General features: G+C 60.9%; 20 protein-coding genes and 1 riboswitch. Of the genes, 12 read left to right on the top strand and 8 right to left on the bottom strand.

Annotation, left to right across the window (positions count from 1 at the left end; all coding sequences use genetic code 11):
• The first annotated feature begins 64 nt into the window (after positions 1-64).
• Both ligB and SOP97_RS11945 read left to right on the top strand, forming a co-directional pair.
• A complete protein-coding gene (gene ligB / locus SOP97_RS11950) occupies positions 65-1,726 on the top strand; it encodes an NAD-dependent DNA ligase LigB (protein WP_322949300.1) in 1,662 nt (553 codons plus the stop codon).
• A 63-nt stretch (positions 1,727-1,789) separates the two neighbouring features.
• Positions 1,790-2,176 (top strand): DUF1090 domain-containing protein, encoded by a 387-nt coding sequence (locus tag SOP97_RS11945; RefSeq protein ID WP_411912057.1) that lies wholly within the window; start codon positions 1,790-1,792, stop codon positions 2,174-2,176.
• Positions 2,177-2,327: 151 nt separating this feature from the next.
• Here SOP97_RS11945 and SOP97_RS11940 read toward each other — a convergent pair whose 3' ends face one another.
• The 4 genes from SOP97_RS11940 to SOP97_RS11925 all read right to left on the bottom strand — a co-directional run bounded on the left by SOP97_RS11940 (position 2,328) and on the right by SOP97_RS11925 (position 6,340).
• Positions 2,328-2,777 carry a c-type cytochrome gene (locus tag SOP97_RS11940; protein WP_322949299.1) on the bottom strand — a complete coding sequence of 150 codons (450 nt, stop codon included), beginning with the start codon at positions 2,775-2,777 and terminating at the stop codon, positions 2,328-2,330.
• A gap of 198 nt (positions 2,778-2,975) precedes the next feature.
• The gene (locus tag SOP97_RS11935) at positions 2,976-3,362 is read right to left on the bottom strand and encodes an MAPEG family protein (RefSeq protein WP_322949298.1); all 387 of its coding nucleotides are present in this window, start codon (positions 3,360-3,362) and stop codon (positions 2,976-2,978) included.
• A 98-nt stretch (positions 3,363-3,460) separates the two neighbouring features.
• Entirely contained in the window at positions 3,461-4,744 is a 1,284-nt protein-coding gene (locus tag SOP97_RS11930; protein WP_322949297.1) for a Zn-dependent hydrolase, read from the bottom strand.
• Positions 4,745-4,852: 108 nt separating this feature from the next.
• Complete coding sequence (locus SOP97_RS11925; protein ID WP_322949296.1) at positions 4,853-6,340, bottom strand: NCS1 family nucleobase:cation symporter-1; 1,488 nt, start codon at positions 6,338-6,340, stop codon at positions 4,853-4,855.
• Positions 6,341-6,974: 634 nt separating this feature from the next.
• On the opposite strand from SOP97_RS11925, the gene hydA reads away from it, so the two are divergent.
• From hydA to preA, 3 genes are all read left to right on the top strand, one after another.
• On the top strand, positions 6,975-8,414 hold the full coding sequence (gene hydA / locus SOP97_RS11920; RefSeq protein ID WP_322949295.1) for a dihydropyrimidinase: 1,440 nt from the start codon (positions 6,975-6,977) through the stop codon (positions 8,412-8,414).
• Between the two features lie 113 nt (positions 8,415-8,527).
• Positions 8,528-9,895 carry an NAD(P)-dependent oxidoreductase gene (locus SOP97_RS11915; protein WP_322949294.1) on the top strand — a complete coding sequence of 456 codons (1,368 nt, stop codon included), beginning with the start codon at positions 8,528-8,530 and terminating at the stop codon, positions 9,893-9,895.
• Positions 9,896-11,170 (top strand): NAD-dependent dihydropyrimidine dehydrogenase subunit PreA, encoded by a 1,275-nt coding sequence (gene preA / locus SOP97_RS11910; RefSeq protein ID WP_322949293.1) that lies wholly within the window; start codon positions 9,896-9,898, stop codon positions 11,168-11,170.
• A 119-nt stretch (positions 11,171-11,289) separates the two neighbouring features.
• Here the strand turns inward: preA and SOP97_RS11905 are convergent, their stop codons facing one another.
• Positions 11,290-11,910 carry a TetR/AcrR family transcriptional regulator gene (locus SOP97_RS11905; RefSeq protein WP_322949292.1) on the bottom strand — a complete coding sequence of 207 codons (621 nt, stop codon included), beginning with the start codon at positions 11,908-11,910 and terminating at the stop codon, positions 11,290-11,292.
• 141 nt (positions 11,911-12,051) lie between these two features.
• Positions 12,052-12,145, top strand: a riboswitch (S-adenosyl-L-homocysteine riboswitch).
• Positions 12,146-12,167: 22 nt separating this feature from the next.
• Between SOP97_RS11905 and ahcY the strand changes: the two genes are divergently transcribed.
• The 5 genes from ahcY to SOP97_RS11880 all read left to right on the top strand — a co-directional run bounded on the left by ahcY (position 12,168) and on the right by SOP97_RS11880 (position 19,091).
• Complete coding sequence (ahcY, locus tag SOP97_RS11900) at positions 12,168-13,562, top strand: adenosylhomocysteinase (RefSeq protein ID WP_322949291.1); 1,395 nt, start codon at positions 12,168-12,170, stop codon at positions 13,560-13,562.
• A 90-nt stretch (positions 13,563-13,652) separates the two neighbouring features.
• A complete protein-coding gene (metF, locus tag SOP97_RS11895) occupies positions 13,653-14,498 on the top strand; it encodes a methylenetetrahydrofolate reductase [NAD(P)H] (protein WP_322949290.1) in 846 nt (281 codons plus the stop codon).
• 241 nt (positions 14,499-14,739) lie between these two features.
• The gene (gene ppnN, locus SOP97_RS11890; RefSeq protein ID WP_274088936.1) at positions 14,740-16,113 is read left to right on the top strand and encodes a nucleotide 5'-monophosphate nucleosidase PpnN; all 1,374 of its coding nucleotides are present in this window, start codon (positions 14,740-14,742) and stop codon (positions 16,111-16,113) included.
• A gap of 137 nt (positions 16,114-16,250) precedes the next feature.
• Positions 16,251-16,991, top strand: coding sequence for a substrate-binding periplasmic protein (locus SOP97_RS11885; RefSeq protein ID WP_322949289.1), 741 nt, complete (start codon positions 16,251-16,253; stop codon positions 16,989-16,991).
• A 228-nt stretch (positions 16,992-17,219) separates the two neighbouring features.
• Positions 17,220-19,091 carry a DEAD/DEAH box helicase gene (locus SOP97_RS11880; protein ID WP_322949288.1) on the top strand — a complete coding sequence of 624 codons (1,872 nt, stop codon included), beginning with the start codon at positions 17,220-17,222 and terminating at the stop codon, positions 19,089-19,091.
• 107 nt (positions 19,092-19,198) lie between these two features.
• Here SOP97_RS11880 and SOP97_RS11875 read toward each other — a convergent pair whose 3' ends face one another.
• On the bottom strand, positions 19,199-19,777 hold the full coding sequence (locus tag SOP97_RS11875; protein ID WP_322949287.1) for a YceI family protein: 579 nt from the start codon (positions 19,775-19,777) through the stop codon (positions 19,199-19,201).
• 60 nt (positions 19,778-19,837) lie between these two features.
• Positions 19,838-20,383 (bottom strand): cytochrome b, encoded by a 546-nt coding sequence (locus SOP97_RS11870; protein ID WP_322949286.1) that lies wholly within the window; start codon positions 20,381-20,383, stop codon positions 19,838-19,840.
• 295 nt (positions 20,384-20,678) lie between these two features.
• Between SOP97_RS11870 and SOP97_RS11865 the strand changes: the two genes are divergently transcribed.
• Both SOP97_RS11865 and SOP97_RS11860 read left to right on the top strand, forming a co-directional pair.
• Positions 20,679-22,085 (top strand): adenosylmethionine--8-amino-7-oxononanoate transaminase, encoded by a 1,407-nt coding sequence (locus tag SOP97_RS11865; RefSeq protein ID WP_322949285.1) that lies wholly within the window; start codon positions 20,679-20,681, stop codon positions 22,083-22,085.
• 107 nt (positions 22,086-22,192) lie between these two features.
• The gene (locus SOP97_RS11860) at positions 22,193-22,912 is read left to right on the top strand and encodes a 16S rRNA (uracil(1498)-N(3))-methyltransferase (RefSeq protein WP_274088930.1); all 720 of its coding nucleotides are present in this window, start codon (positions 22,193-22,195) and stop codon (positions 22,910-22,912) included.
• 79 nt (positions 22,913-22,991) lie between these two features.
• Here SOP97_RS11860 and SOP97_RS11855 read toward each other — a convergent pair.
• Positions 22,992-23,249, bottom strand: a 258-nt coding sequence (locus SOP97_RS11855) for a group II intron maturase-specific domain-containing protein (RefSeq protein ID WP_322949284.1), incomplete at its 5' end; no start/stop codon positions are given.

Below are 23,249 nucleotides of genomic sequence, written 5' to 3'. Positions count from 1 at the left end.
GTTAAGCGCCGGATAAAAAAGCAACTAGCCTTAGATGGTCACCTGCCGAGCAAGGATGCTCATGATGAAAGCGCTGATCGCCGGCTTACTCCTACTCAGCAACCCCTTATGGGCTACCTGCCCGGACTGGCCAGCGCAACGTGCCGAGCGTGAACTGAGCGCCCTGGCCCAGCAACTCAACGCCTGGGACGACGCCTACCACCGCCAAGGCCAGAGCCTGGTTGCCGATGAGCTCTATGATCAGGCCAGCGCCAACCTGCAATACTGGCGCCTCTGCTTCCACGGCGCTGGCCCGGCGGAAGCAAACCCGCTCAACAGCAGTACCGGCCCAGTCCCCCACCCCATTGCCCAAACCGGGCTGCGCAAGCTCGCGGACAGCCGCGCCGTCGCCAACTGGATCGCCAGCCGAGAAGACCTGTGGATTCAACCTAAGGTCGATGGCGTGGCCTTTAGCCTGGTCTATCGACAGGGTCAGCTGGCGCAATTGATTAGTCGCGGTGACGGCCGTAGCGGCCAGGACTGGACCAGCCAGGCGCGTCAGCTGCCAGCCATTCCCCAACACTTGCCCCGCCGGCTGGACCTGGTATTACAGGGCGAGCTGTATTGGCGCATGCCTGCGCATATTCAGCACCAGGCCGGCAGCTTAGGTGCGCGCAGCAAGGTCGCCGGATTGCTGGCCCGAGAGACGCTAACAACCGAGGAAAGCGCCGGCATCGGCCTGTTTGTCTGGGACTGGCCAGACGGACCGAGCAGCATCAACGAGCGCCTGCAGCAACTCAGCACTCTGGGCTTTGCCGACAGCCAGAACTTTAGCCAACCGATCCGCACATTGACCGATGCCAGCCACTGGCGCGCACAGTGGTACAACAGCCCCCTGCCCTTCGCGACTGACGGGGTCGTGTTGCGTCAAGGCAAACGTCCGCCAGCCGCCCGCTGGCAAGCCGAACCGCCGCACTGGGCCGTCGCCTGGAAGTACCCAGCCAGCCAGGCATTGGCCGTGGTGCAGGCGGTGGATTTTCGCATCGGCCGCAGCGGGCGCATTACCCCTGTGCTGCGCGTACAGCCGGTGAAACTGGATGACCGGCGCATCGAATATGTCAGCGCCGGTTCCCTGCAACGCTGGCAAAGCCTAGATATTCGCCCCGGCGATCAGGTGGTAATTCGCCTGTCCGGGCTGACCATCCCCGCGCTGGATAGCGTGCTCTGGCGCACGCAGCAGCGCGCCGAACTGCAGGTGCCAGATGCCAAGACCTATCACAACCTCAGCTGCTGGCGCGCCACGCCGGCGTGCGCCAGTCAGTTTCGCGCACGCCTGGTCTGGCTTAGCGGTAAACAGGGCCTGGCGTTACCGGGTGTTGGCCCCGGCACCTGGGATAAGCTACTGCGCGCCCAACAGATCAACAGCCTCACCGACTGGCTAGACCTCTCGACCGAGCAGCTCAGGCGCGTACCGGGCCTTGGACCACGCAGCGCCGCTGCCCTGCAACAGAGTTTCCAGCTGGCGCGCCAACGCCCACAACAGGCCTGGCTGCGCGCCCTGGGCGTGCCAGGCAACGTGACATTGGACGCCGACTGGGACACCCTGGCGCAACGCAGCATCAGCGACTGGCAGCGCCAGCCCGGCGTCGGCCCACAGCGCGCGGCGCAGCTGCAGGCATTTTTCCAACACCCGGAAGTACAGGCCCTGCGTACACAGCTGCGCACGGCGCAAATCGCCGGTTTCTAAACTGCCGATAAACTTTGCCCCCGCTGAACTGTCAATTGCACACCCCACTACCGAGGAATAACCATGCACAGACCCTTGCTCCTGAGCGCCCTGATGCTGACCGCCACCCTGGCCCACGCCGATCAAAGCACAACGCCGCTCACCGGCTGCGCAGCGAAAATTCAGGCCATTTCAGCGCAACTCGAAATCGCCAAAAGCCACGGCAATAGCAATCAGCAAGCCGGCCTGGAGAAAGCCCTGAAGGAAGTTGAAAACAACTGCAACGATGACGACCTGCGCGCCAAGCGCGAAGCCAAGGTGAGCAAAGCCGAGGACGAAGTTGCAGAACGCGAGCAGGATCTGCGTGAAGCACAGGCCGACGGCGATCAGGACGACATCAGCAAGCGCCAGCGCAAACTGCAGGAGTCGCGTACAGAGCTGCAACAAGCCCGCGAAGAACTCAACAAATAGCGCGCGTAGGGTGGCTCAACTAAAGCCATTGCAGGCAAGGTGCAGCGACCGCCCACAGGTGCGTGCCCTCCCCTGGGCACGACTCGCTTAACGGGCTTTGCGTCTGCTAAATAGAACGGCGAAGCTGGCGCAACCAGCTGTGCGCCTTGACTTAGAAGGCGCGGAACTCTTCATGGCACGCCTTGCAGCTGTCTTCAACACGCTGCATCGGTGCCGCCAGTAACTCAGGGCTTAGAGGCTGAGCTTGGGTGGCGCTAACCAGCGCCGCGGTGCTGGCTTCCATCGCGCGCGCCAGCTCCTGGAAGCGCGCCTGACGCTGCCACACTTCATCCTTGGCGCGGCTCTCGCCACCCTCTTCACGCACCTGCGGAAAGTGCTGCCAAGGCTTACGCGTCAGCTGGTCAAGCTCGGCCGCACCGGCAACAAACGCCTCTTCCTTGAACGCCACCCGGCCGCGCAGCATGCCACCCAGGTTTTCGCTGACCTTGAGCATCTGCTTGAAAAGCGCCTGACGCTGGCCTTGCGGCGAATTGGGATCGACACCGCCACAACCACTCACAGTCAGCGCCAATAAAACGAGGAACAGGGTTTTAAGCTTCATAACACCTTCAATACTAACAACCGGGTGGATAACGGGTGACAGTATCGCCACCCGCCCGCCAACGGCCAAGCGTGGTGTTTTGCCGCAGAGAGCAGAACCTGATGTAACGGCTGGCGAGCGAGAGCCATGCAAGGGGCTACGTTAGTAACCGCCTTAGGCTGGCCCGCAGTGTGAGCGCAGCAGACTTTGCACAGGCCCTTAGGCGGAGACTACAAACAGACTGATGATCAGCCCTATGTTGACGAACCACACCAGCGAACGCAGGGTCGCCCAGTCGGCCACATAGAAGATGAAATAAAGGATACGGCTAGCAACAAAGGCCATGGCCAATTTATCGAGCAATGTCTGCTCGGCACCACCTGCCAGGTGGGCGATGATCACCGCCGCAGAGAATGCCGGAGTGATTTCGAAGCTATTGAGCTGGGCATTGTTGGCGCGGCGACCGAGGCCGCTGAGGTTGTCCAGCAGGGCGCGCGGGTCATGATTGTATCGGGGGCTGAAGCCGCCGCTGACGGCCTTGGCCGTCGCAGTCGACAGGTAAGGTAAAAACAGGGCAATCAACACACACCAGTAAGCAACGGTCATGGCAACTCCTAAGGTCTGAGCAGCAAAGCTGCAGCTTGGCCTGCAACCTTAGCCCGCGACCATGACACTTGCCCACAAGCCACCGGATAATCAGCCAATCATGCTGCCAATTTCCCGTTGGCCAGTGCCACCGAGGCCGCGAGCATGGCACGCAGCAGTACCGCGCAGCCGGCGGCGAGATCACCCGGCGCGGCATTCTCAATCTCGTTGTGGCTGATACCGCCCTCGCACGGCACAAAGATCATCCCCGCCGGGCCCAGTTCAGCGAGAAAGATCGCGTCATGCCCGGCGCCGCTGACGATATCCATATGCGACAGACCCAGCCCCTGCGCAGCACTGCGTACCGCCTCAACACAGCCCTGCTCAAAATACAGCGGCGGGAAGTCTGCCGTCGGTGTTAGCTCGAAGCTCAGGCCATGCTTGGCGCACGTGTCTTCGATCACCCCACGCACCTCAGCGATCATCGAATCCAACCGAGCCGGTTCCAGGTGACGAAAATCCAGGGTCATGCGCACTTCACCGGGAATCACGTTGCGCGAGCCGGGGTAGGCCTGCAGGCAACCGACCGTTCCACAGGCATGTGGCTGATGCTCCAGCGCCACCCGATTAACCGCCGCCACCACCGCAGCCGCGCCAACCAAGGCATCCTTGCGCAGGTGCATCGGCGTCGGGCCGGCATGTGCCTCCACACCCTTGAGGCTCAGGTCGAACCACTTCTGCCCGAGTGCGCCGAGCACCACGCCGATGGTTTTCTTCTGATCTTCAAGAATTGGCCCCTGCTCGATATGCGCCTCGAAATAGGCACCGACCGCATGCCCGGTCACCGCACGGCTGCCGGCATAGCCGATAGCGTTCAGCGCTTCACCGACGCTGACGCCCTCGGCATCGCGCTTGGCCAGGGTTTCTTCCAGGGTGAATTTCTCGGCGAACACCCCGGAGCCCATCATGCACGGGGCGAAGCGCGAACCTTCTTCGTTGGTCCACACCACCACTTCCAGCGGCGCCTCGGTTTGCACGCCCAGGTCATTCAGGGTACGCAGCACCTCAACGCCGGCCAGCACGCCAAAGCAGCCGTCAAATTTGCCGCCAGTGGGTTGGGTGTCGATATGGCTGCCGGTCATCACCGGCGGCAGTGCGTTATTACGCCCAGGGCGGCGGGCAAAAATATTGCCCACGCCATCCACGCTCACCGTACAGCCGGCCTCTTCGCACCAGCGCACAAACAAGTCGCGCGCCTGACGATCGAGGTCGGTCAGCGCCAGCCGGCAGACACCGCCTTTAACCGTGGCACCAAGCTGCGCCAGCTCCATTAGCGATTGCCACAGACGCTCACTGTTGATGTGCGGTTGAGTGGATTGCAGAACCTCGCTAACCGTGTTCATGGCGTTCTCCTTGTCGATCATGTTTGACCCGCCTGACAGAACGGCGAGCATATTGGGTGGCTTTGCAGGCCAGCACGCGCAGCTGTGCTAGCCCGCCAGATGACTGCTCTAGGCGGCGCTATCAACCACCACCGGCTGCGTATTGCGCAGGCTGCAGAGGCCGAAATAAATCAAGCCGCCGAAGAACGAGCCGGTAAACCAGCCGTAGTCGTAGAACCAGCTGAAGGCGTTGCTGCCTAGCGACAACAGGGTCAGCGCCACTGGCACCGCGAAGGCAACAAAACCGATCCAGTTCCACGCTGGGTACACGTCATCGCGGTACAGGCCGGCCAGGTCGAGGCGCTGTTTCTTGATCAGGAAGTAGTCCACCACCATGATCCCGGCGATCGGCCCGAGCAGGCTGGAGTAGCCCAGCAACCAGTTGGAATAGACGCTTTCCAGGCTCAGGTCCGAGACCAGCAGGCCGAGCTTCTTCAGCAACTCGTGGCCCATCAGGCCCAGGCCAATCAGGCCGGTGAGCATCACCGCCTTGGTACGGTTGATCAGCTTGGGCGCGATATTCTGGAAGTCATTGGTGGGCGAAACGATATTCGCCGCCGTATTGGTCGATAGCGTGGCGACAATGATCAATGCCATGGCCAGGGCAACCCAGCCTGGGCTCTGGATATGACCGATCAGGGTGACCGGGTCCGACACGGTTTCACCCACCAGCGAGGCCGACGCGGCGGTCATCACCACACCGAGGGCGGCGAACAGGAACATAGTCAGCGGCAGGCCAATGATCTGGCCGATGATCTGATCCTTCTGGCTCTTGGCGTAACGGCTAAAGTCGGGAATGTTCAACGACAAGGTGGCCCAGAAACCAACCATGGCGGTCAGCCCGGCCAGGAAGTAACTGGTCACACCGGCGCCCTCTGGGCGATTGGCCGGCTGCGCCAACAGCTCGCTCATCGACACATTGGGCAGCGCCCACATCAGCAAGCCGGCACCGACCAGCACCAGCAGCGGCGCGGACAGGGTTTCCAGCCATTTGATCGACTCAGCCCCACGCAGCACCACCCACAGGTTGAGGGTCCAGAAGACCATAAAACCGATCACCTCACCGGTGCCGCCGAGGCTTTTCCAGCCCTCGAAGATTGAGCCGAGCAACAAGTGAATGGCCAGGCCGCCGAACATGGTCTGAATACCAAACCAACCACAGGCCACCACCGCGCGAATCAGACAGGGCACGTTAGAGCCGATCACCCCGAACGACGAGCGCAGCAAAACTGGAAAGGGAATGCCGTACTTGGTACCAGGAAAGGCGTTCAGCGTTAGCGGGATCAGCACGATGATATTGGCCAGCAGAATCGCCAGCAGCGCCTCGCTCACCGACAACCCGAAGTAGGCGGTCAGCACGCCGCCCAAGGTGTAGGTCGGCACGCAGATCGACATACCGACCCACAGCGCGGTGATGTGCCACTTGTTCCAGGTGCGCTCATGGACCTGAGTGGGGGCGATGTCATGGTTATAACGCGGGCTGTCGAGTACGTCGGGGCCTGCGGCCAGTTCGTACAAGCCATCGCGCTCAGTCACTTGCGATCTGCTCTGTTGCATGGGGCCTCTCCAGTGATTGTTCTGATTATTTGCTCATCGGGATTACCAACCATTTGCCAAGGGCTGCACTGGCAAAGGCCGTTCGCGATGGCCGGAGTACGCGTTCATCTCGGCCGGCCAGCTCGATAGCGACGGCTATCAATAAGCGTGCCGGGAACCTGTTCAACTCATGCATTGCTTGCCAATAAAACGCATAAATAGCTGATTTATATGGACTTTATATCAACTACTAGATTCTCCCTCTGCACCTCACATGCCGGCTGTTGCCGCCACCAACAAGCCTGTCTCACCCGTCAGGATTCAAAGTGGTGCAGGCAAATATTTTTTGTGCCCGCAGCGCGAGCCCTGCGTCGAGTTCAAACGCCTGATTTTGCATAGGAAATCTTGCTCATATTTGGTTCTTGTCAAGTGCGTCAAAATGGTTAGGGCCTGCACTATTTTGTTTATTTAGTTATTTTTTCCTTTATTTTCAATGACTTAAAATACAAAAAGAGTATTTAAAAATATTCTTGATCAATCATTGAGCAGCGACTAGATTCAATTCCTGTCAGCAGTGACAGGAATAAAACCTCTCACCTGACAGGTCATAACACTAAGAACCGGCATGCACCGGTCAGCCTGAGAGGAACTCGCTATGTCGCTGTTGATCCGCGGTGCCACACTGGTCACCCATGAAGAGAGCTACCGCGCTGACGTGCTCTGTGCCGACGGCCTGATCCAGGCCATTGGCGACAACTTGGACGCCCCCGCCGGTTGCCAAGTGCTCGACGGCAGCGGCCAGTACCTGATGCCAGGCGGCATCGATCCGCACACCCATATGCAATTGCCCTTTATGGGCACCGTGGCCAGCGAAGACTTCTTCAGCGGCACGGCTGCAGGGCTGGCCGGCGGCACCACCTCGATTATCGATTTCGTCATCCCCAACCCCCAGCAATCGCTTCTCGAAGCCTTCCACACCTGGCGCGGCTGGGCGGAGAAGTCCGCATCCGACTATGGCTTCCATGTCGCCATCACGTGGTGGAGCGAGCAAGTAGCCGCCGAGATGGGCGAGCTGGTGGCAAAGTTCGGGGTCAACAGCTTCAAGCACTTTATGGCCTACAAGAACGCCATCATGGCCGCCGACGACACCCTGGTCGCCAGCTTCGAGCGCTGCCTGCAACTGGGCGCAGTGCCCACCGTGCACGCGGAAAACGGCGAGCTGGTCTACCACCTGCAACAGAAACTGCTGGCCCAAGGCTTGACCGGGCCGGAAGCTCACCCGCTGTCACGGCCATCCCAGGTCGAAGGCGAAGCCGCCAGCCGTGCCATCCGCATTGCTGAGACCCTAGGTACGCCGTTGTACCTGGTGCATGTTTCCACCCAGGAAGCCCTGGATGAAATCACCTATGCCCGCGCCAAAGGCCAGCCGGTGTATGGCGAAGTACTAGCCGGCCACCTGCTGCTCGATGACAGCGTCTATCGCCACCCAGATTGGCAGACTGCTGCCGGTTACGTAATGAGCCCGCCGTTCCGCCCCAAAGCGCATCAAGCAGCGCTATGGCGCGGCCTGCAGTCGGGCAATCTGCACACCACCGCCACCGACCACTGCTGTTTCTGCGCCGAGCAAAAAGCCGCTGGCCGTGACGACTTCAGCAAAATCCCCAACGGCACTGCCGGTATTGAAGACCGCATGGCCGTGCTGTGGGACGAAGGGGTGAACAGCGGCAAGCTGTCGATCAACGACTTCGTCGCGCTGACCAGCACCAATACGGCGAAGATCTTCAACCTGTTCCCACGCAAGGGTGCGCTGCGCGTGGGGGCCGACGCCGACTTGGTGCTTTGGGACCCACAGGGCACGCGCACCATTTCGGCCAAAACGCATCACCAGCAGGTCGACTTCAACATCTTTGAAGGCAAGACGGTGCGCGGCATCCCCAGCCACACCATCAGCCAAGGCAAGCTGGTCTGGGTCGATGGTGACTTGCGCGCCGAACGTGGCGCCGGCCGCTATGTCGAGCGCCCGGCGTACCCGGCGGTATTCGACCTGCTGAGTAAACGCGCCGAAAAGAATCGCCCTACCGCCGTCGAGCGCTAAACCCGCGCCCAGGCACCACACATGACTTAGCCGCACCGACCCACAGAGGCCGGACGGCCGCTTATCAGCTGTTAACTGCCCAATAAAAGCCACAAAACCGTGAGGCAATAACCGTGATAGACACCCTCAGCCATTTGCCACGACCGGATGCCGCCGCAGCCGAACTGGCCGATCGTTTCAGCGATCTGGCCCCGCCGCTTAACGCTCGCCAAGCCGCACTGGAAAGCGCCCGTTGCCTGTACTGCTATGACGCGCCCTGCATCAATGCCTGCCCGAGCGAGATCGACATCCCCTCATTTATCCGCAATATCAGCCATGAAAACGTTCAGGGCGCGGCCGAGAAAATTCTCTCGGCGAATATCCTCGGAGGCAGCTGCGCCCGCGTCTGCCCTACAGAAATCCTTTGCCAGCAGGCCTGCGTGCGCAACAACGCCCAGGAATGCGCGCCAGTGCTGATCGGCCTGCTGCAGCGTTACGCTATCGACAACGCGCAGTTCAGCGAGCACCCGTTTAAACGCGCCCCAGCCAGCGGCAAACGGATCGCCGTGGTTGGTGCCGGGCCTGCAGGTTTGTCCTGCGCCCATCGCCTGGCCATGCATGGTCACGATGTTGTGATCTTCGAGGCGCGTGAGAAAGCTGGCGGCCTCAACGAATACGGCATCGCCGCCTACAAGCTGGTGGACGATTTCGCCCAGCGCGAAGTGGAGTTCCTCCTGCAAATCGGCGGCATCGAGATCCGCCACGGGCACAAACTCGGTGACGACCTCAGCCTGAGCGAGCTGCACCAGCAGTTCGCCGCGGTGTTTCTCGGCATCGGCCTGGCCGCCAGCAAACGCCTCGGCCTGCCAGGCGAAGACGCACCGGGGCTGCTCGCCGCCACCGACTACATCCGCGAACTACGCCAGAGCGATGACCTGACCCAGTTGCCCGTGGCCGAGCGCTGCATCGTCCTCGGTGCCGGCAATACCGCTATCGACATGGCGGTGCAAATGAGCAAGCTCGGCGCCCGCGACGTAAACCTGGTCTATCGCCGTGGTTTCGAGGAAATGGGCGCCACCGAACATGAACAAGACATCGCCAAAGCCAATCAGGTGCGCCTGCTGACCTGGGCACAGCCGCAAGACGTGCTACTCAATGAACAGGGCCAAGTGCGCGGCATGCGCTTCGCCCGTACCCGCGTGGAGAACGGCCGCCTGCACAGCACTGGGCAAACCTTCGAGCTGGCCTCCGACGCCATCTTTAGCGCCATCGGCCAGGCCTTTGACGGCCAAGCCCTGAGTGATCCGCTAGCCAGCGAGCTGAAGCGCGAGGGCGAACGCATCTGGGTCGATGTCCAGCAGCAAACCAGCGTGCCCGGCATCTACGCCGGCGGCGACTGCACCGCCCTGGGGCAGGACCTCACCGTACAAGCCGTGCAGCACGGCAAGCTGGCCGCCGAGGCCATCCACTCTCATCTGATGCTCAATGTGGAGGCCGCATAAATGGCCGATCTATCCATCGAATTTGCCGGTATCAAAGCCCCCAACCCGTTCTGGCTGGCCAGCGCGCCGCCGACCGACAAAGCCTATAACGTGGTCCGCGCCTTCGAAGCGGGCTGGGGCGGCGTGGTCTGGAAAACCCTTGGCGAAGACCCGGCTGCGGTCAACGTGTCGTCGCGCTACTCGGCGCACTTCGGACCCAACCGCCAAGTACAAGGCATCAACAACATCGAACTGATCACCGACCGCTCGCTGGAAATCAACCTGCGCGAAATCACTCAGGTGAAGAAAGACTGGCCGGACCGCGCGATGATCGTGTCGCTGATGGTGCCGTGCGTCGAAGAATCCTGGAAAACCATCCTGCCACTGGTGGAAGCCACCGGCTGCGACGGCATCGAGCTGAACTTTGGCTGCCCTCACGGCATGCCCGAGCGCGGCATGGGCGCGGCGGTCGGCCAGGTGCCGGAATACGTGGAGATGGTCACCCGCTGGTGCAAGACCTACAGCTCGCTGCCAGTGATCGTCAAACTGACACCGAACATCACCGACGTGCGCCTGTCCGCCCGCGCGGCTCATCGTGGCGGCGCAGATGCGGTGTCGCTGATCAACACCATCAACTCGATCACCAGCGTCGATCTCGATCGCATGGTCGCCCACCCCATCGTCGGCACGCAGAGCACCCACGGCGGTTATTGCGGTTCAGCGGTCAAACCCATCGCCCTGAATATGGTCGCGGAAATTGCCCGCGACCCGGAAACCCAAGGCCTGCCGATCTGCGGTATCGGCGGCATCGGCAGCTGGCGCGATGCGGCGGAGTTCATCGCATTGGGCTGCGGCGCGGTGCAGGTGTGCACGGCGGCTATGCTGCATGGCTTTCGCATCGTTGAGGAGATGAAAGACGGCCTGTCGCGCTGGATGGACAGTCAGGGCTACGAGAGCCTGGCGGACTTCTCAGGCCGCGCGGTGGGCAACACCACCGACTGGAAGTACCTGGACATCAACTACCAGGTAATCGCCAAGATTGACCAGGACGCCTGCATCGGCTGCGGCCGCTGCCATATCGCCTGCGAAGACACCTCGCACCAAGCCATCGCCAGCCTGACCCAGGCCGACGGCACGCATAAATACGAAGTGATCGACGAAGAGTGTGTGGGCTGCAACCTGTGCCAGATCACCTGCCCGGTGGAAAACTGCATTGAAATGGTGACCCAGGACACCGGCAAGCCCTTCCTCGACTGGAACCACGACCCACGTAATCCCTATCGCGTGGCGTCGTAACCACACCATTCCATCAAATATATCGCGGGCAAGAACTAGGCGTCCCCGCCGCTCCTACGGATTCAGCGTTGTTGTAGGAGCGGGCTTGCCCGCGATCAACTACCCCGCGATCACAGCCGTTAAGGCTCCAGCCCAATCCCACGCAATATCACACTGGTCACTGTCTGTACTGCGCGCTCGAACTGCAGCTCGGACAGCGACTGGTGGTCGTTCAGCACGCTGACCTGATGGCTGAAGTCGGCATAGTGCTGAGTTGACGCCCAAATCATATACAGCAACGCCGAAGGCTCGACGGCTAGGATGCGTTTGTCTTCGACCCATTGGCGGATCTTCGCTTCCTTCATCTTGGCCCAGCTGTAGAGGCTGTCATCGAGGGTTGCACCCAGCATCGGCGCACCATGGATGATCTCGTTGGCCCAGACTTTGGAGCCGTGCGGACGCGTGCGTGAGTGGTTCATCTTGGCGCGGATATAGGTACTGAGCACCACACGCGGATCGTCATACATCTCGAAGCACAAGGCGTCCTGCTTCCACACTTCAAGCAGGCCCAGCAGTACCGCACGGTACAACTCGTCCTTGGTGCTGAAGTAGTAATGCAGGTTGGAGCGCGGCAACTCGGCCTCTTCAGCAATATCGCCCATGGCGGTGCCGCCGTGGCCTTTTTCGGCGAAGACCTTTTCGGCGGCCAGCAGGATCTTCTCGACGTTGCGGCGGCGAATCTCGATTTTGTGATTGGCCATGACAGGTCCGTGGCTAGGCAATACCGCAAGGCTACCACCCACGCTGAGACGGAGCGACGGAAAGCCTTTGGCTAAATCCTCAGCATCGCTATAATCACCCTCGCTTCACGCGACCTGCACAGTTCTGGTCGCTCCCGCCACCCGTCCGAGGGGCGCTGCAGCAAACTCTGTCCAGCAGAGATTTGTCAGGCTCGGATGGGGCGTTAACCATACGCATCAACGGCGCCCATTCGCAGACAACGAATGGAGAGCTTTTTATGAGCGCCGCTTTTAACGATTTCAAAGTCGCCGACATGTCCCTAGCTGCCTGGGGCCGTCGCGAAACCATCATCGCCGAATCCGAAATGCCAGCCCTGATGGGCCTGCGCCGCAAATACGCCGGCGAACAGCCGCTGAAAGGCGCGAAGATCATCGGCTGCATCCACATGACCATCCAGACCGCCGTGCTGATCGAAACCCTGACTGCACTGGGCGCCGAAGTACGCTGGTCGTCGTGCAACATCTTCTCGACTCAGGACCAGGCCGCTGCCGCCATCGCCGCCGCCGGTATCCCGGTATTTGCCTGGAAGGGCGAGACCGAAGAAGAGTACGAGTGGTGCATCGAGCAAACCATCCTCAAAGATGGCCAGCCGTGGGATGCCAACATGATCCTCGATGACGGCGGCGACCTGACCGAGATCCTGCACAAGAAATACCCGCAGATGCTTGAGCGCATCCACGGCGTCACCGAAGAAACCACCACCGGCGTACACCGCCTGCTGGACATGCTGGCCAAGGGCGAGCTGAAAATCCCGGCGATCAACGTCAACGACTCGGTGACCAAGAGCAAGAACGACAACAAGTACGGCTGCCGTCACAGCCTGAGTGACGCGATCAAGCGCGGCACCGACCACCTGCTGTCCGGCAAGCAAGCGCTGGTCATCGGTTACGGCGACGTGGGCAAGGGCTCGGCACAATCGCTGCGTCAGGAAGGCATGATCGTACGCGTGACCGAAGTCGACCCGATCTGCGCAATGCAAGCCTGCATGGACGGCTATGAAGTGGTTTCGCCATTCAAAGACGGCATCAACGACGGCACCGAAGCCTGCATCGACACCCAGCTGCTGGGCAAGATCGACCTGCTGGTAACCACCACCGGTAACTTCAACGTCTGCGACTCGAACATGCTCAAAGCGCTGAAAAAACGCGCTGTGGTGTGCAACATCGGCCACTTCGACAACGAGATCGACACGGCCTTTATGCGCAAGAACTGGGCATGGGAAGAAGTGAAGCCACAGGTGCACAAGGTTCACCGCACTGGCCCTGGCGCATTCGACGCGCAGAACGATGACTACCTGATCCTGCTGTCGGAAGGCCGCCTGGTAAACCTCGGTAACGCCACTGGCCACCCAAGCCGGATCATGGACGGCTCGTTCGCCAACCAGGTGCTGGCGCAGATTTTCCTGTTCGGCCAGAAGTACGCCGACCTGAGCCCAGCGCAGAAAGCCGAGCGCCTGACCGTGGAAGTGCTGCCGAAGAAGCTCGACGAAGAAGTAGCCCTGGAAATGGTCAAAGGCTTCGGTGGTGTCGTCACCCAGCTGACCAAGACTCAGGCCGACTACATCGGTGTAACCGTGGAAGGCCCGTTCAAGCCGCACGCTTACCGCTATTGATGCGTAGGATGGGTTAGCCGCTCTGCGGCCAGCCTGTCGAGAACCCCGGTGGGTTATGCCTGAGGCTGACCCACCTTTCGGAATTTTCTTATGTCTCAAGAACGCCGTTACAGCTTCGAGTTCTTCCCTACCAAGACCGAAGCCGGGCACGAAAAGCTGATGAATGTGGCGCGCCAACTGGCGACCTACAACCCCGATTTCTTCTCCTGCACTTACGGTGCTGGTGGCTCCACCCGCGACCGCACGCTGAATACCGTGCTGCAGTTGAATAACGATGTCGGTGTGAGCACTGCGCCGCACCTGTCCTGCGTCGGTGACAGCAAGGCCGAGCTGCGCGACCTGCTGACCCTGTACCAAAACGCCGGAATCAAGCGCATCGTCGCCCTACGCGGTGACCTGCCATCCGGTATGGGCATGGCCAGCGGTGAGCTGCGCTACGCCAACGAACTGGTTGAGTTCATCCGCCACGAAACGGGTGATCACTTCCATATCGAAGTGGCCGCCTACCCGGAAATGCACCCGCAGGCACGTAACTTCGAAGACGATATCGCCAACTTCGTGCGCAAGGCCAAGGCCGGTGCCGACAGCGCAATCACCCAGTATTTCTTCAACGCCGACTGCTACTTCTACTTTGTCGAGCGCGTGCGCAAGCTGGGTGTGGATATCCCAGTGGTGCCGGGCATCATGCCGATCACCAACTACAGCAAGCTGGCGCGCTTCTCCGACGCCTGCGGTGCGGAGATCCCGCGCTGGGTGCGCAAGCAACTGGAAGCGTACGGTGACGACACCGACAGCATCCAGGCGTATGGCGAGCAGGTCATCACTGAAATGTGCGAACGCCTGCTGCAAGGCGGCGCTCCAGGTTTGCACTTCTACAGCATGAACCAGGCTGAACCGAGCCTGGCGATCTGGAACAACCTCAAGCTGCCGCGTTAAGTTTTAACGCCCGCTATATCGGCACCTGCGTCCTGCGGGTGTCGATGCCTTCACCCGCCATTCGGCATGCCTCGCCACGCCTCGGTTGCAGTTTTTTCCCATCCTCCCGACAAACCACGGTAGCCTTTTGCAACGCACTACCTGGTCTGCGCTTAGTCCAACGTACTCAGTCACGACCATACTTTCAGCAAGCGTTTAGCCATGAAAGGCTTACGCGATATGACAACCATGGAGCGCCGCAATGGCCGCACGAAAAACCATCAATGCCTCTGTTAACCCCAAAGGCAGCCTGGAAACCCTTTCGCAGCGTGAAGTGCAGCAGCTGCGCGAAACCGGCTCCGGCAGCGTCTATGCGCTGTTTCGTCAGTGCGCCCTGGCGATCCTCAACACCGGCTCGCACAGCGATAACGCCAAGACCATTCTGGAAGCCTACCCGGACTTCGAAATCCACATCGTGCAGCAGGATCGCGGCATCCGCCTGGAGTTGTTCAACGCCCCGGCCGACGCCTTCGTCGATGGTGAGATGATCGCCAGCACCCGCGAAATGCTGTTCAGCGCCCTGCGCGATATCGTCTACACGCAGAGCGAGCTGGAAAACAAGCGGGTCGACTTCAGCAGCTCCCAGGGCATCACCGACTACGTCTTCCACCTGCTGCGCAACGCCCGCACCCTGCGGGCCGGTGCCGAGCCGAAGATCGTGGTGTGCTGGGGCGGCCACTCGATCAGCACCGAGGAATATAAATACACCAAGAAAGTTGGCCACGAGCTGGGCCTGCGCGGGCTGGATATCTGCACCGGTTGCGGCCCTGGCGTGATGAAGGGGCCGATGAAAGGCGCAACCATTTCTCACGCCAAACAGCGCAACGTGCATGGTCGTTATCTGGGCCTGACTGAGCCGGGGATCATTGCCGCCGAAGCGCCGAACCCGATCGTCAATGAGTTGGTGATCCTGCCGGATATCGAAAAGCGCCTGGAAGCCTTCGTGCGTATTGGCCACGGCATCATCATCTTCCCCGGCGGCGCGGGTACAGCAGAAGAGCTGCTGTATTTCCTCGGCATCCTCATGCACCCGGACAACCAGAACATCCCCTTCCCGTTGATCATGACCGGGCCAAGCAGCGCCGCCGCCTACCTCGAACAGTTGCATGAGTTTATCGGCGCGACCCTGGGCGAAGCAGCGCAGCAGCGCTACAGCATCATCATCAACGACCCCGAGCAGGTCGCCCGGGAAATGGCCGCCGGGATCAAGGCGGTCAAACAATTCCGCCGTGAACACAACGATGCGTTCCACTTCAACTGGCTGCTGAAGATCGACGAAAGCTTCCAGCACCCCTTCGAGCCGACGCACGCCCACATGGCCAGCCTCAAGCTGACCCGCGAGCAGCCCGCACACGAACTGGCGGCCAACCTGCGCCGGGCGTTTTCCGGGATTGTCGCGGGCAACGTCAAGGACAAGGGCATCCGCCTGATCGAACAACATGGCCCCTACGAAATCACCGGTGACCGCGACATCATGCAGAAGCTCGATACGCTGCTGCAGGCCTTCGTTGATCAACACCGGATGAAACTGCCAGGCAACAGCGCCTATGTGCCCTGCTACCGGCTGACCAAATAGCTCCAGACCGCACGAGCAATAGGCCGAACGGCGCTGCCCATGCAGCGCCGTTCGCTGTTGTGATGGCAAGTAGCCGAGCGCAACTATTCATCGCGTCCCGACTACTCAGAGTCGATCCAAGTCGCTACTCTGGCCACATGCCAACCTCCCCGCGCCAGATAATCGCTGCACTGTGCCTGATGGGCCTGAGCCTCTGCGCTCACGCCCAGACGCTGCGCATCGTCAGTGAAAGCTGGGCGCCCTATGTGTATGAAGAGCAAGGCACAGTAAAAGGCCTCGACTACGAGACCACACAAATTGTCCTGCAGCGCCTGGGCGTCGAGGCTGAATGGCAGTTCCTGCCCTGGAAACGCTGCCTAGCGGCAATTGAACAGGGGCAGGCCGACGCCATCCTAGATATCTTCCGCACCCCTGAGCGCGAAATCAGCATCATTTACCCCGACGAGCCCATGTCGCAGATCGAGTTTGTGCTGTTCTACGCCAGTGCCAGGCCTTACCCGTTCAGCCAGTTAGAGGACCTGCAAGGCCTGAAAGTCGGTGTATCCGCCGGCTACTGGTATGCCAATCGCGCGTTTCGCGAGTCCGACCTGTTCATCCGTGAGCCCGCGCCCAGCCACATCGCGAACTTCGGCAAGCTGCTGCGCGAGCGGGTCGACCTGGTGATCAACGACAAACGCGGCGGCCTATTTCTGGCCCAGCAGATGGGCATCCAGAACGACATCGGCCATCACCCCCTGGTGATTAGCCGCGACCTGTTGTATCTGGGCCTACGCCGCAACGCCGGCCTGGAGGCGTTCGCCCAGCGCTTCAGTAACGAGCTGCGCCGTTTCAAAGGTGAGCCGGGGTATGCTGCCCTCAGCGCCCGCTATACCCGCTGAGCCATGTTGCGGTGCCCATAAGCCGCGCAAAACACCTCAGTAGTCCGCTAAGCAGGCGAATGCTGCAGATCGACCCAGCTCTGTTATACTCGAGCCTTCCCGCCAGGCTTGCGCCCGGACGCTAGCCCCCAGAGGCCAGTAGTACCGGACGGGATTGCGCCCCCCAAGCGTGATTCAAGCCAGGCAATACACCCCATAGGGCTGCGCCCTCACTAGACAGGATTACACATGTCCTTTGCCTCCCTCGGTCTCTCCGAGGCTTTAGTCCGTGCGGTCGAATCCGCCGGCTACACCCAACCCACTCCGGTGCAACAGCGGGCCATCCCCGCCGCGTTGCAAGGTCGCGACCTGATGGTTGCAGCCCAGACGGGTACAGGTAAGACAGGCGGCTTTGCCCTGCCGATCCTTGAGCGACTGTTCCCCAACGGTCACCCCGATCGCGAACAGCGCCATGGCCCGAAACAACCGCGTGTGCTGGTGTTGACCCCAACCCGCGAACTGGCCGCCCAGGTGCATGACAGCTTCAAGCTGTATGCCCGTGATTTGAAATTCGTCAGCGCCTGCATCTTCGGCGGCGTTGGCATGAACCCGCAGGTCCAGGCCCTGGCCAAAGGCGTCGACGTACTGGTGGCTTGCCCCGGACGCCTGCTCGACCTGGCTAACCAACGTGCCATCGACCTCTCGCACGTGGAAATCCTGGTCCTCGATGAAGCCGACCGCATGCTCGACATGGGCTTTATCCATGACGTGAAAAAGGTCCTCGCCAAGCTGCCGGCCAAACGCCAGAACCTGCTGTTCTCGGCGACTTTCTCGAAAGACATCACCGACCTGGCCGGCAAGCTGTTGCACAACCCGGAACGCATCGAAGTGACGCCGCCGAACACCACGGTCGAGCGCATCGAACAACGTGTGTTCCGCGTTCAGGCCAGCCACAAGCGCGCCCTGCTCGCCCACCTGATCACCGCTGGCGCCTGGGAACAGGTACTGGTGTTCACCCGTACCAAGCACGGCGCCAACCGCCTGGCTGAGTACCTGGATAAACACGGCCTGCCGGCTGTGGCGATCCACGGTAACAAGAGCCAGAACGCACGCACCAAAGCCTTGGCTGACTTCAAGGCCAGCAAGGTCCGCGTATTAGTTGCCACCGATATCGCCGCGCGCGGCCTGGATATCGACCAGCTGCCGCATGTGGTCAACTTCGAGCTGCCGAACATCGAAGAAGACTACGTGCACCGCATTGGCCGTACCGGTCGTGCCGGCCGTAGCGGTGAAGCGATCTCCATGGTTGCCCCGGATGAAGAGAAGCTGCTCAAAGGCATTGAGCGCATGACCAAGCAGAAGATCGCTGACGGCGACCTGCTCGGCTTTGATGCCAGCACCGTTGAGGCCGAGCGTCCGGAAGTGCGTGAGCCGCAGAAGCCACGCCCACCGCGCGGCGCCAAGCCAGAAGGCGAACGCCATGGCGGCGGTCGTAAAGACAAAGGCAAAGACAGCGGCCGTGACAACAACAGCCGCAGCAAGCCGCAGGGCGGTCGTAGCCAGCAGCCACGCAGCGCATCATCGGCCCGCACCAGCACACCGGCCGTGCCCGCACTCCCTCCGGATCGCGCGCCGGACGAGTTCCGCGACGATGAAATCGATAATTTCGGCAACCGTGTCGACTATGTAAGCCCTAACCAGAATAAGCAGCAGAACCGTGGCCGTCGGCCCGGTGCGCCTGCTACCGGGCCAAGCGCCAGCAATGGTGTCGGCCAAGGTGCTCGTCCAGCCAATAAGCCACGCAGTAATGCTGGCGGCGCGGGTGCCGGCGGCCAAGGCCGTCGCCAGGGTGCTGGCGCGGCGGCCAACGGCGGCCAGGGCCGTAATGGCTCCGGCCGTGCTCGACCACCGCGCGACACCCGTACCACCTCGCTGAACCGCGATGAGCTGCCACGCCAGGAAGCGGCAGTGAAAAGCCCACGCGATAAGCAGCCGGTAATCGTGCACAAGGGCTCACGCCTGGATCGCCTGCCAACGGCTGAGCAACTCGACGAACTGGCGAGTGCACGTCCGCGCGGCGAAAAGCCGGCCCTGCTGACACGCAACCGCGAAGAGTCATAGTCAGCTAGCCGCTCACAAAAACGCCGCCCATTGGGCGGCGTTTTTGTTGGTGCTGCATTCGTTCAGCGATGGGTTACGCCGCTGCGCGGCTAACCCATCCTACGAGCTTACTGGCGTACGCCTTCAACCGAGATGATCAGCTCGACGCTTTCCGACGCTGGACCCAGGTCCTTGGTGATGCCGAAGTCTTTCAGCTTCAGCATGGTGCTGCCTGCAAAGCCGGCACGGTAGCCGCCCCATGGGTCTTTGCCTTCACCGATAAAGGTGGCGGCAATCACCACCGGCTTGGTCACGCCATTAAGGGTCAGATCACCGGCGATATCAGCCGTGCCTTCGCCAGTGGAGGTCACAGCGGTGGAGGCGAAGGTCGCGGTTGGGTGCTTACTGACATTGAGGAAGTCAGCGCTGCGCAGGTGCTTGTCGCGCTCGGCATGGTTGGTGTCGACGCTGGTGGTGTTCAGCGTCACGTTGACCTTGCTGTCCTGCGGCTTGGCGGCGTCGAAGCTGAAGCTGCCGTCGAAGTCCTTGAACGTACCGTACAACCAGCTGTAGCCCAGGTGGCTGATCTTGAAATTGACGAAGGCGTGCTGGCCCTGCTTGTCGATGGCGTAATCAGCAGCCATCGCCTGACCAGCGCCGATCAATGCGCCACCCAGTGCCAGGGCTACGAGGGTTTTCTTCAACATGGGCATACTCCTTGTGAGTGTGGGATGGGGCCAGTCCAGCCCCGGAAACAGCAAACGCAACTAGCGACCGAACATCCGCATCAGCGTACGGTCGCGATCAATAAAGTGGTGTTTCAACGCAGCTAGCGCATGAATGCCGGCAAAGATCACCAGCGCCCACGCCAGGTACTCATGCACCAAACCAGCAACGTCTTCCTGATCAGGAATGCTGGTCAGACTGGCCGGCACTTCAAACAAGCCGAATACCGGGATGCCGCGTCCGTCAGCTGTAGAGATCAGGTAGCCGGAAATCATCAGCACAAACAGCCCCAGGTAGAGAAAGCTGTGACCTAACTTGCTGGCCAGGCGAGTCAGCCGCCCATGGTCGGGCAAGCTCGCCGGCGGCGGGCTGAAACAGCGCCACAGCACCCGAGCCAGCATCACAGTAAACAGCACCAGGCCGATGCTTTTATGCAGGTCCGGCGCGGTCTTGTACCAGCCACTGTAATAGTCCAGCCCGACCATCCAGTAACCCAAGGCAAACAGGCCGAACACGGCCAGCGCCACCAGCCAGTGCATCAGGATGCTGACAAGGCCGTAGTGAGAAGAGCTATTGCGCCATTGCATTGCAAAGGTTCCAAAAAATAAAGGTCGGGGCCGCGAATCGAGCAAGACTAGCAACAAACCTATCGACTAAAAGCGGAATTTTTCGCTTTGAAATATCGAGAAATACGATGCTTCATTCGAGTCTCTTACGCAGAGTCATTAGTCTAGCGGCGCGCCATAACGTTCCGCGGCTGCTCTACAAACGCCATGATAGAGCCAATCGGCGGGCAGCCAGCGCAATACCGACACGGTTGTGTCGCTCATCGCCCACGGTGCTTCTGATAGGCTTGGCGCAGATTTTCAAGGGAGACCCGCGATGAGCCTTAATGACCAGTGGATGCAACGTGACCTGAAGGTGCTGTGGCACCCGTGCACGCAAATGAAGGATCACGAGCAGCTGCCCCTGGTACCGATCAAACGCGGTGAAGGCGTGTGGCTGGAAGACTTCGACGGCAAACGCTATATCGACGCGGTCAGCTCCTGGTGGGTCAACGTTTTTGGCCATGCCAACCCGCGCATCAACCAGCGCATCAAAGATCAGGTCGACCAACTGGAGCATGTGATTCTCGCGGGCTTCAGTCATCAACCGGTGATCGAACTCTCCGAGCGCTTGGTCAATATGACCCCGGCGGGGCTCGACCGGGTGTTCTATGCCGACAACGGCTCATCCTGCATCGAAGTCGCGTTGAAGATGAGCTTTCACTACTGGCTCAACGTCGGTAAACCGGCGAAGAAGCGCTTTGTCACCCTGAGCAACAGCTACCACGGCGAAACCATCGCGGCGATGTCGGTCGGCGATGTCGCGCTGTTCACTGACACCTATAAAACCTTACTGCTGGACACTATCAAGGTGCCTAGCCCGGACTGCTACCACCGCCCCGAGGGCGTTAGCTGGGAAGAACACTCGCGCACCATGTTCGCCCATATGGAACAGACCCTGGCCGAGCACGGCCATGAAGTCGCGGCGGTAATCGTCGAACCGCTGATCCAGGGCGCCGGCGGCATGCGCATGTACCACCCGATCTACCTCAAGCTGCTGCGTGAAGCCTGCGACCGCTACGGCGTGCACCTGATCCATGACGAGATCGCCGTGGGCTTCGGCCGCACCGGCACGATGTTCGCCTGCGAACAGGCCGGTATCCGTCCGGATTTCCTCTGCCTGTCGAAAGCCCTCACCGGCGGCTATCTACCCATGGCAGCGTGCCTGACCACCAACGAGGTGTATGAAGCATTCTATGACGACTATTCGACCCTGCGCGCCTTCCTGCATTCACACAGTTACACCGGCAACCCGCTGGCCTGCGCGGCGGCACTGGCAACCCTGGACATCTTCGAGCAGGACAATGTAATCGAGACCAACAAAGCCCTGGCCGCGCGTATGGCCAGCGCCACCGCGCACCTGGTCGACCACCCGCATGTCGCCGAAGTTCGCCAAACCGGCATGGCCCTGGCCATCGAGATGGTGCAGGACAAAGCCAGCAAAACCGCCTACCCCTGGCAGGAACGCCGTGGCCTCAAAGTATTCCAGCACGCCCTCAAGCGCGGTGCGCTGCTGCGCCCGCTGGGCAGCGTGGTGTACTTCCTGCCGCCTTATGTGATTACCCCTGAGCAGATCGACTTCCTCGCGGAAGTAGCCAGTGAAGGCATCGATATCGCCACCCGTAACTCGGTCAGCGTGGCAATGGGCAACGCCAACTATCCGGGCTTTCGCGATCCGGGCTAAATACAGCAGCGGGGTGGATGACGCGCTTGTCATCCACCCTACGGATATCCATGCGCACCACGCGCCCTGCGGCTAGAATTCGCGCCTTTACTCTAGGTTCACGTCTTATGCGCCTATCCCGATTCTTTATCGACGCCCCCCTCTCCCTCGGCCAGCACGAGCTGCCAGAAGCCCAGGCCCACTATATCGGGCGTGTGCTGCGTCACGCCGTCGGCGATACGGTGCAATTGTTCGACGGCAGTGGCCAGGAGTACCTGGGCGAACTGATTGAGGTTGGTAAAAAGAATGTGCGCGTCGAGTTGCGTGAGGCATTCACCGGTCAGGCCGAATCCCCCCTGCGTATTCACCTTGGCCAGGGCTTATCGCGCGGCGAGCGGATGGACTGGGCGATCCAGAAGGCCACCGAGCTAGGCGCCAATGAAATCAGCCTGATCGTCAGCGAGCGCTGTGAAGTGCGCCTCAAGGACGAACGCGCTGACAAACGCATGGCCCACTGGCGACAAGTGGCAATCAGCGCCTGCGAACAATGCGGTCGCTCGGTGCTGCCGATCATTCACCCGCCGATCAGCCTCAACGAATGGCTGGTGCAGACCCGCGCCGAGTTGAAACTGGTGTTGCACCCGGTCGCCGAACCTTGGGCCAGCCACCCGCAGCCTCAGTCCTTGGCGTTCCTGATCGGCCCGGAAGGCGGCCTCAGCGACAACGAAGTGGCACTGGCCAAGCATCACAGCTTTCATGCCGCGCGCCTCGGCCCGCGGGTGCTGCGCACCGAAACCGCGCCGGTGGTGGCGCTTAGTGTGGCGCAACAGTTGTGGGGCGACTTCTAAGCCCCTGGATCGGGTAGGAGGCGGCCTCACGGCCGCCGTCCTCCCACACCACCGTGCGTACGGTTCCGTACACGGCGGTTCAGGCCATGCGGTTAAGCCGATTGATCGTATCCAGTATCGAGACCAGTCCAAGTCTGTCCCATAGCTTCTTCGGCAGCGCCTGATTCATATGCGGCGCTCCTGAGTTCCACCACGGGCCTCGGCCATTGAAGGCCGACTTGCAGGCACGCTCCTCGCTCAATCCCAGGCGCATCAGGTTGCGCGCCCTCGTAGAGGGCTGCTTCCATTGCCGCCAGATGACACAGCGAAGTTTGTGCCTGACCCAGCCATCCAGCTC

The organism is Pseudomonas spirodelae (genome assembly GCF_034653255.1).
In the GTDB taxonomy this organism is placed as follows: domain Bacteria; phylum Pseudomonadota; class Gammaproteobacteria; order Pseudomonadales; family Pseudomonadaceae; genus Aquipseudomonas; species Aquipseudomonas spirodelae.
This window is presented reverse-complemented; position numbering and strand designations above follow the sequence as displayed.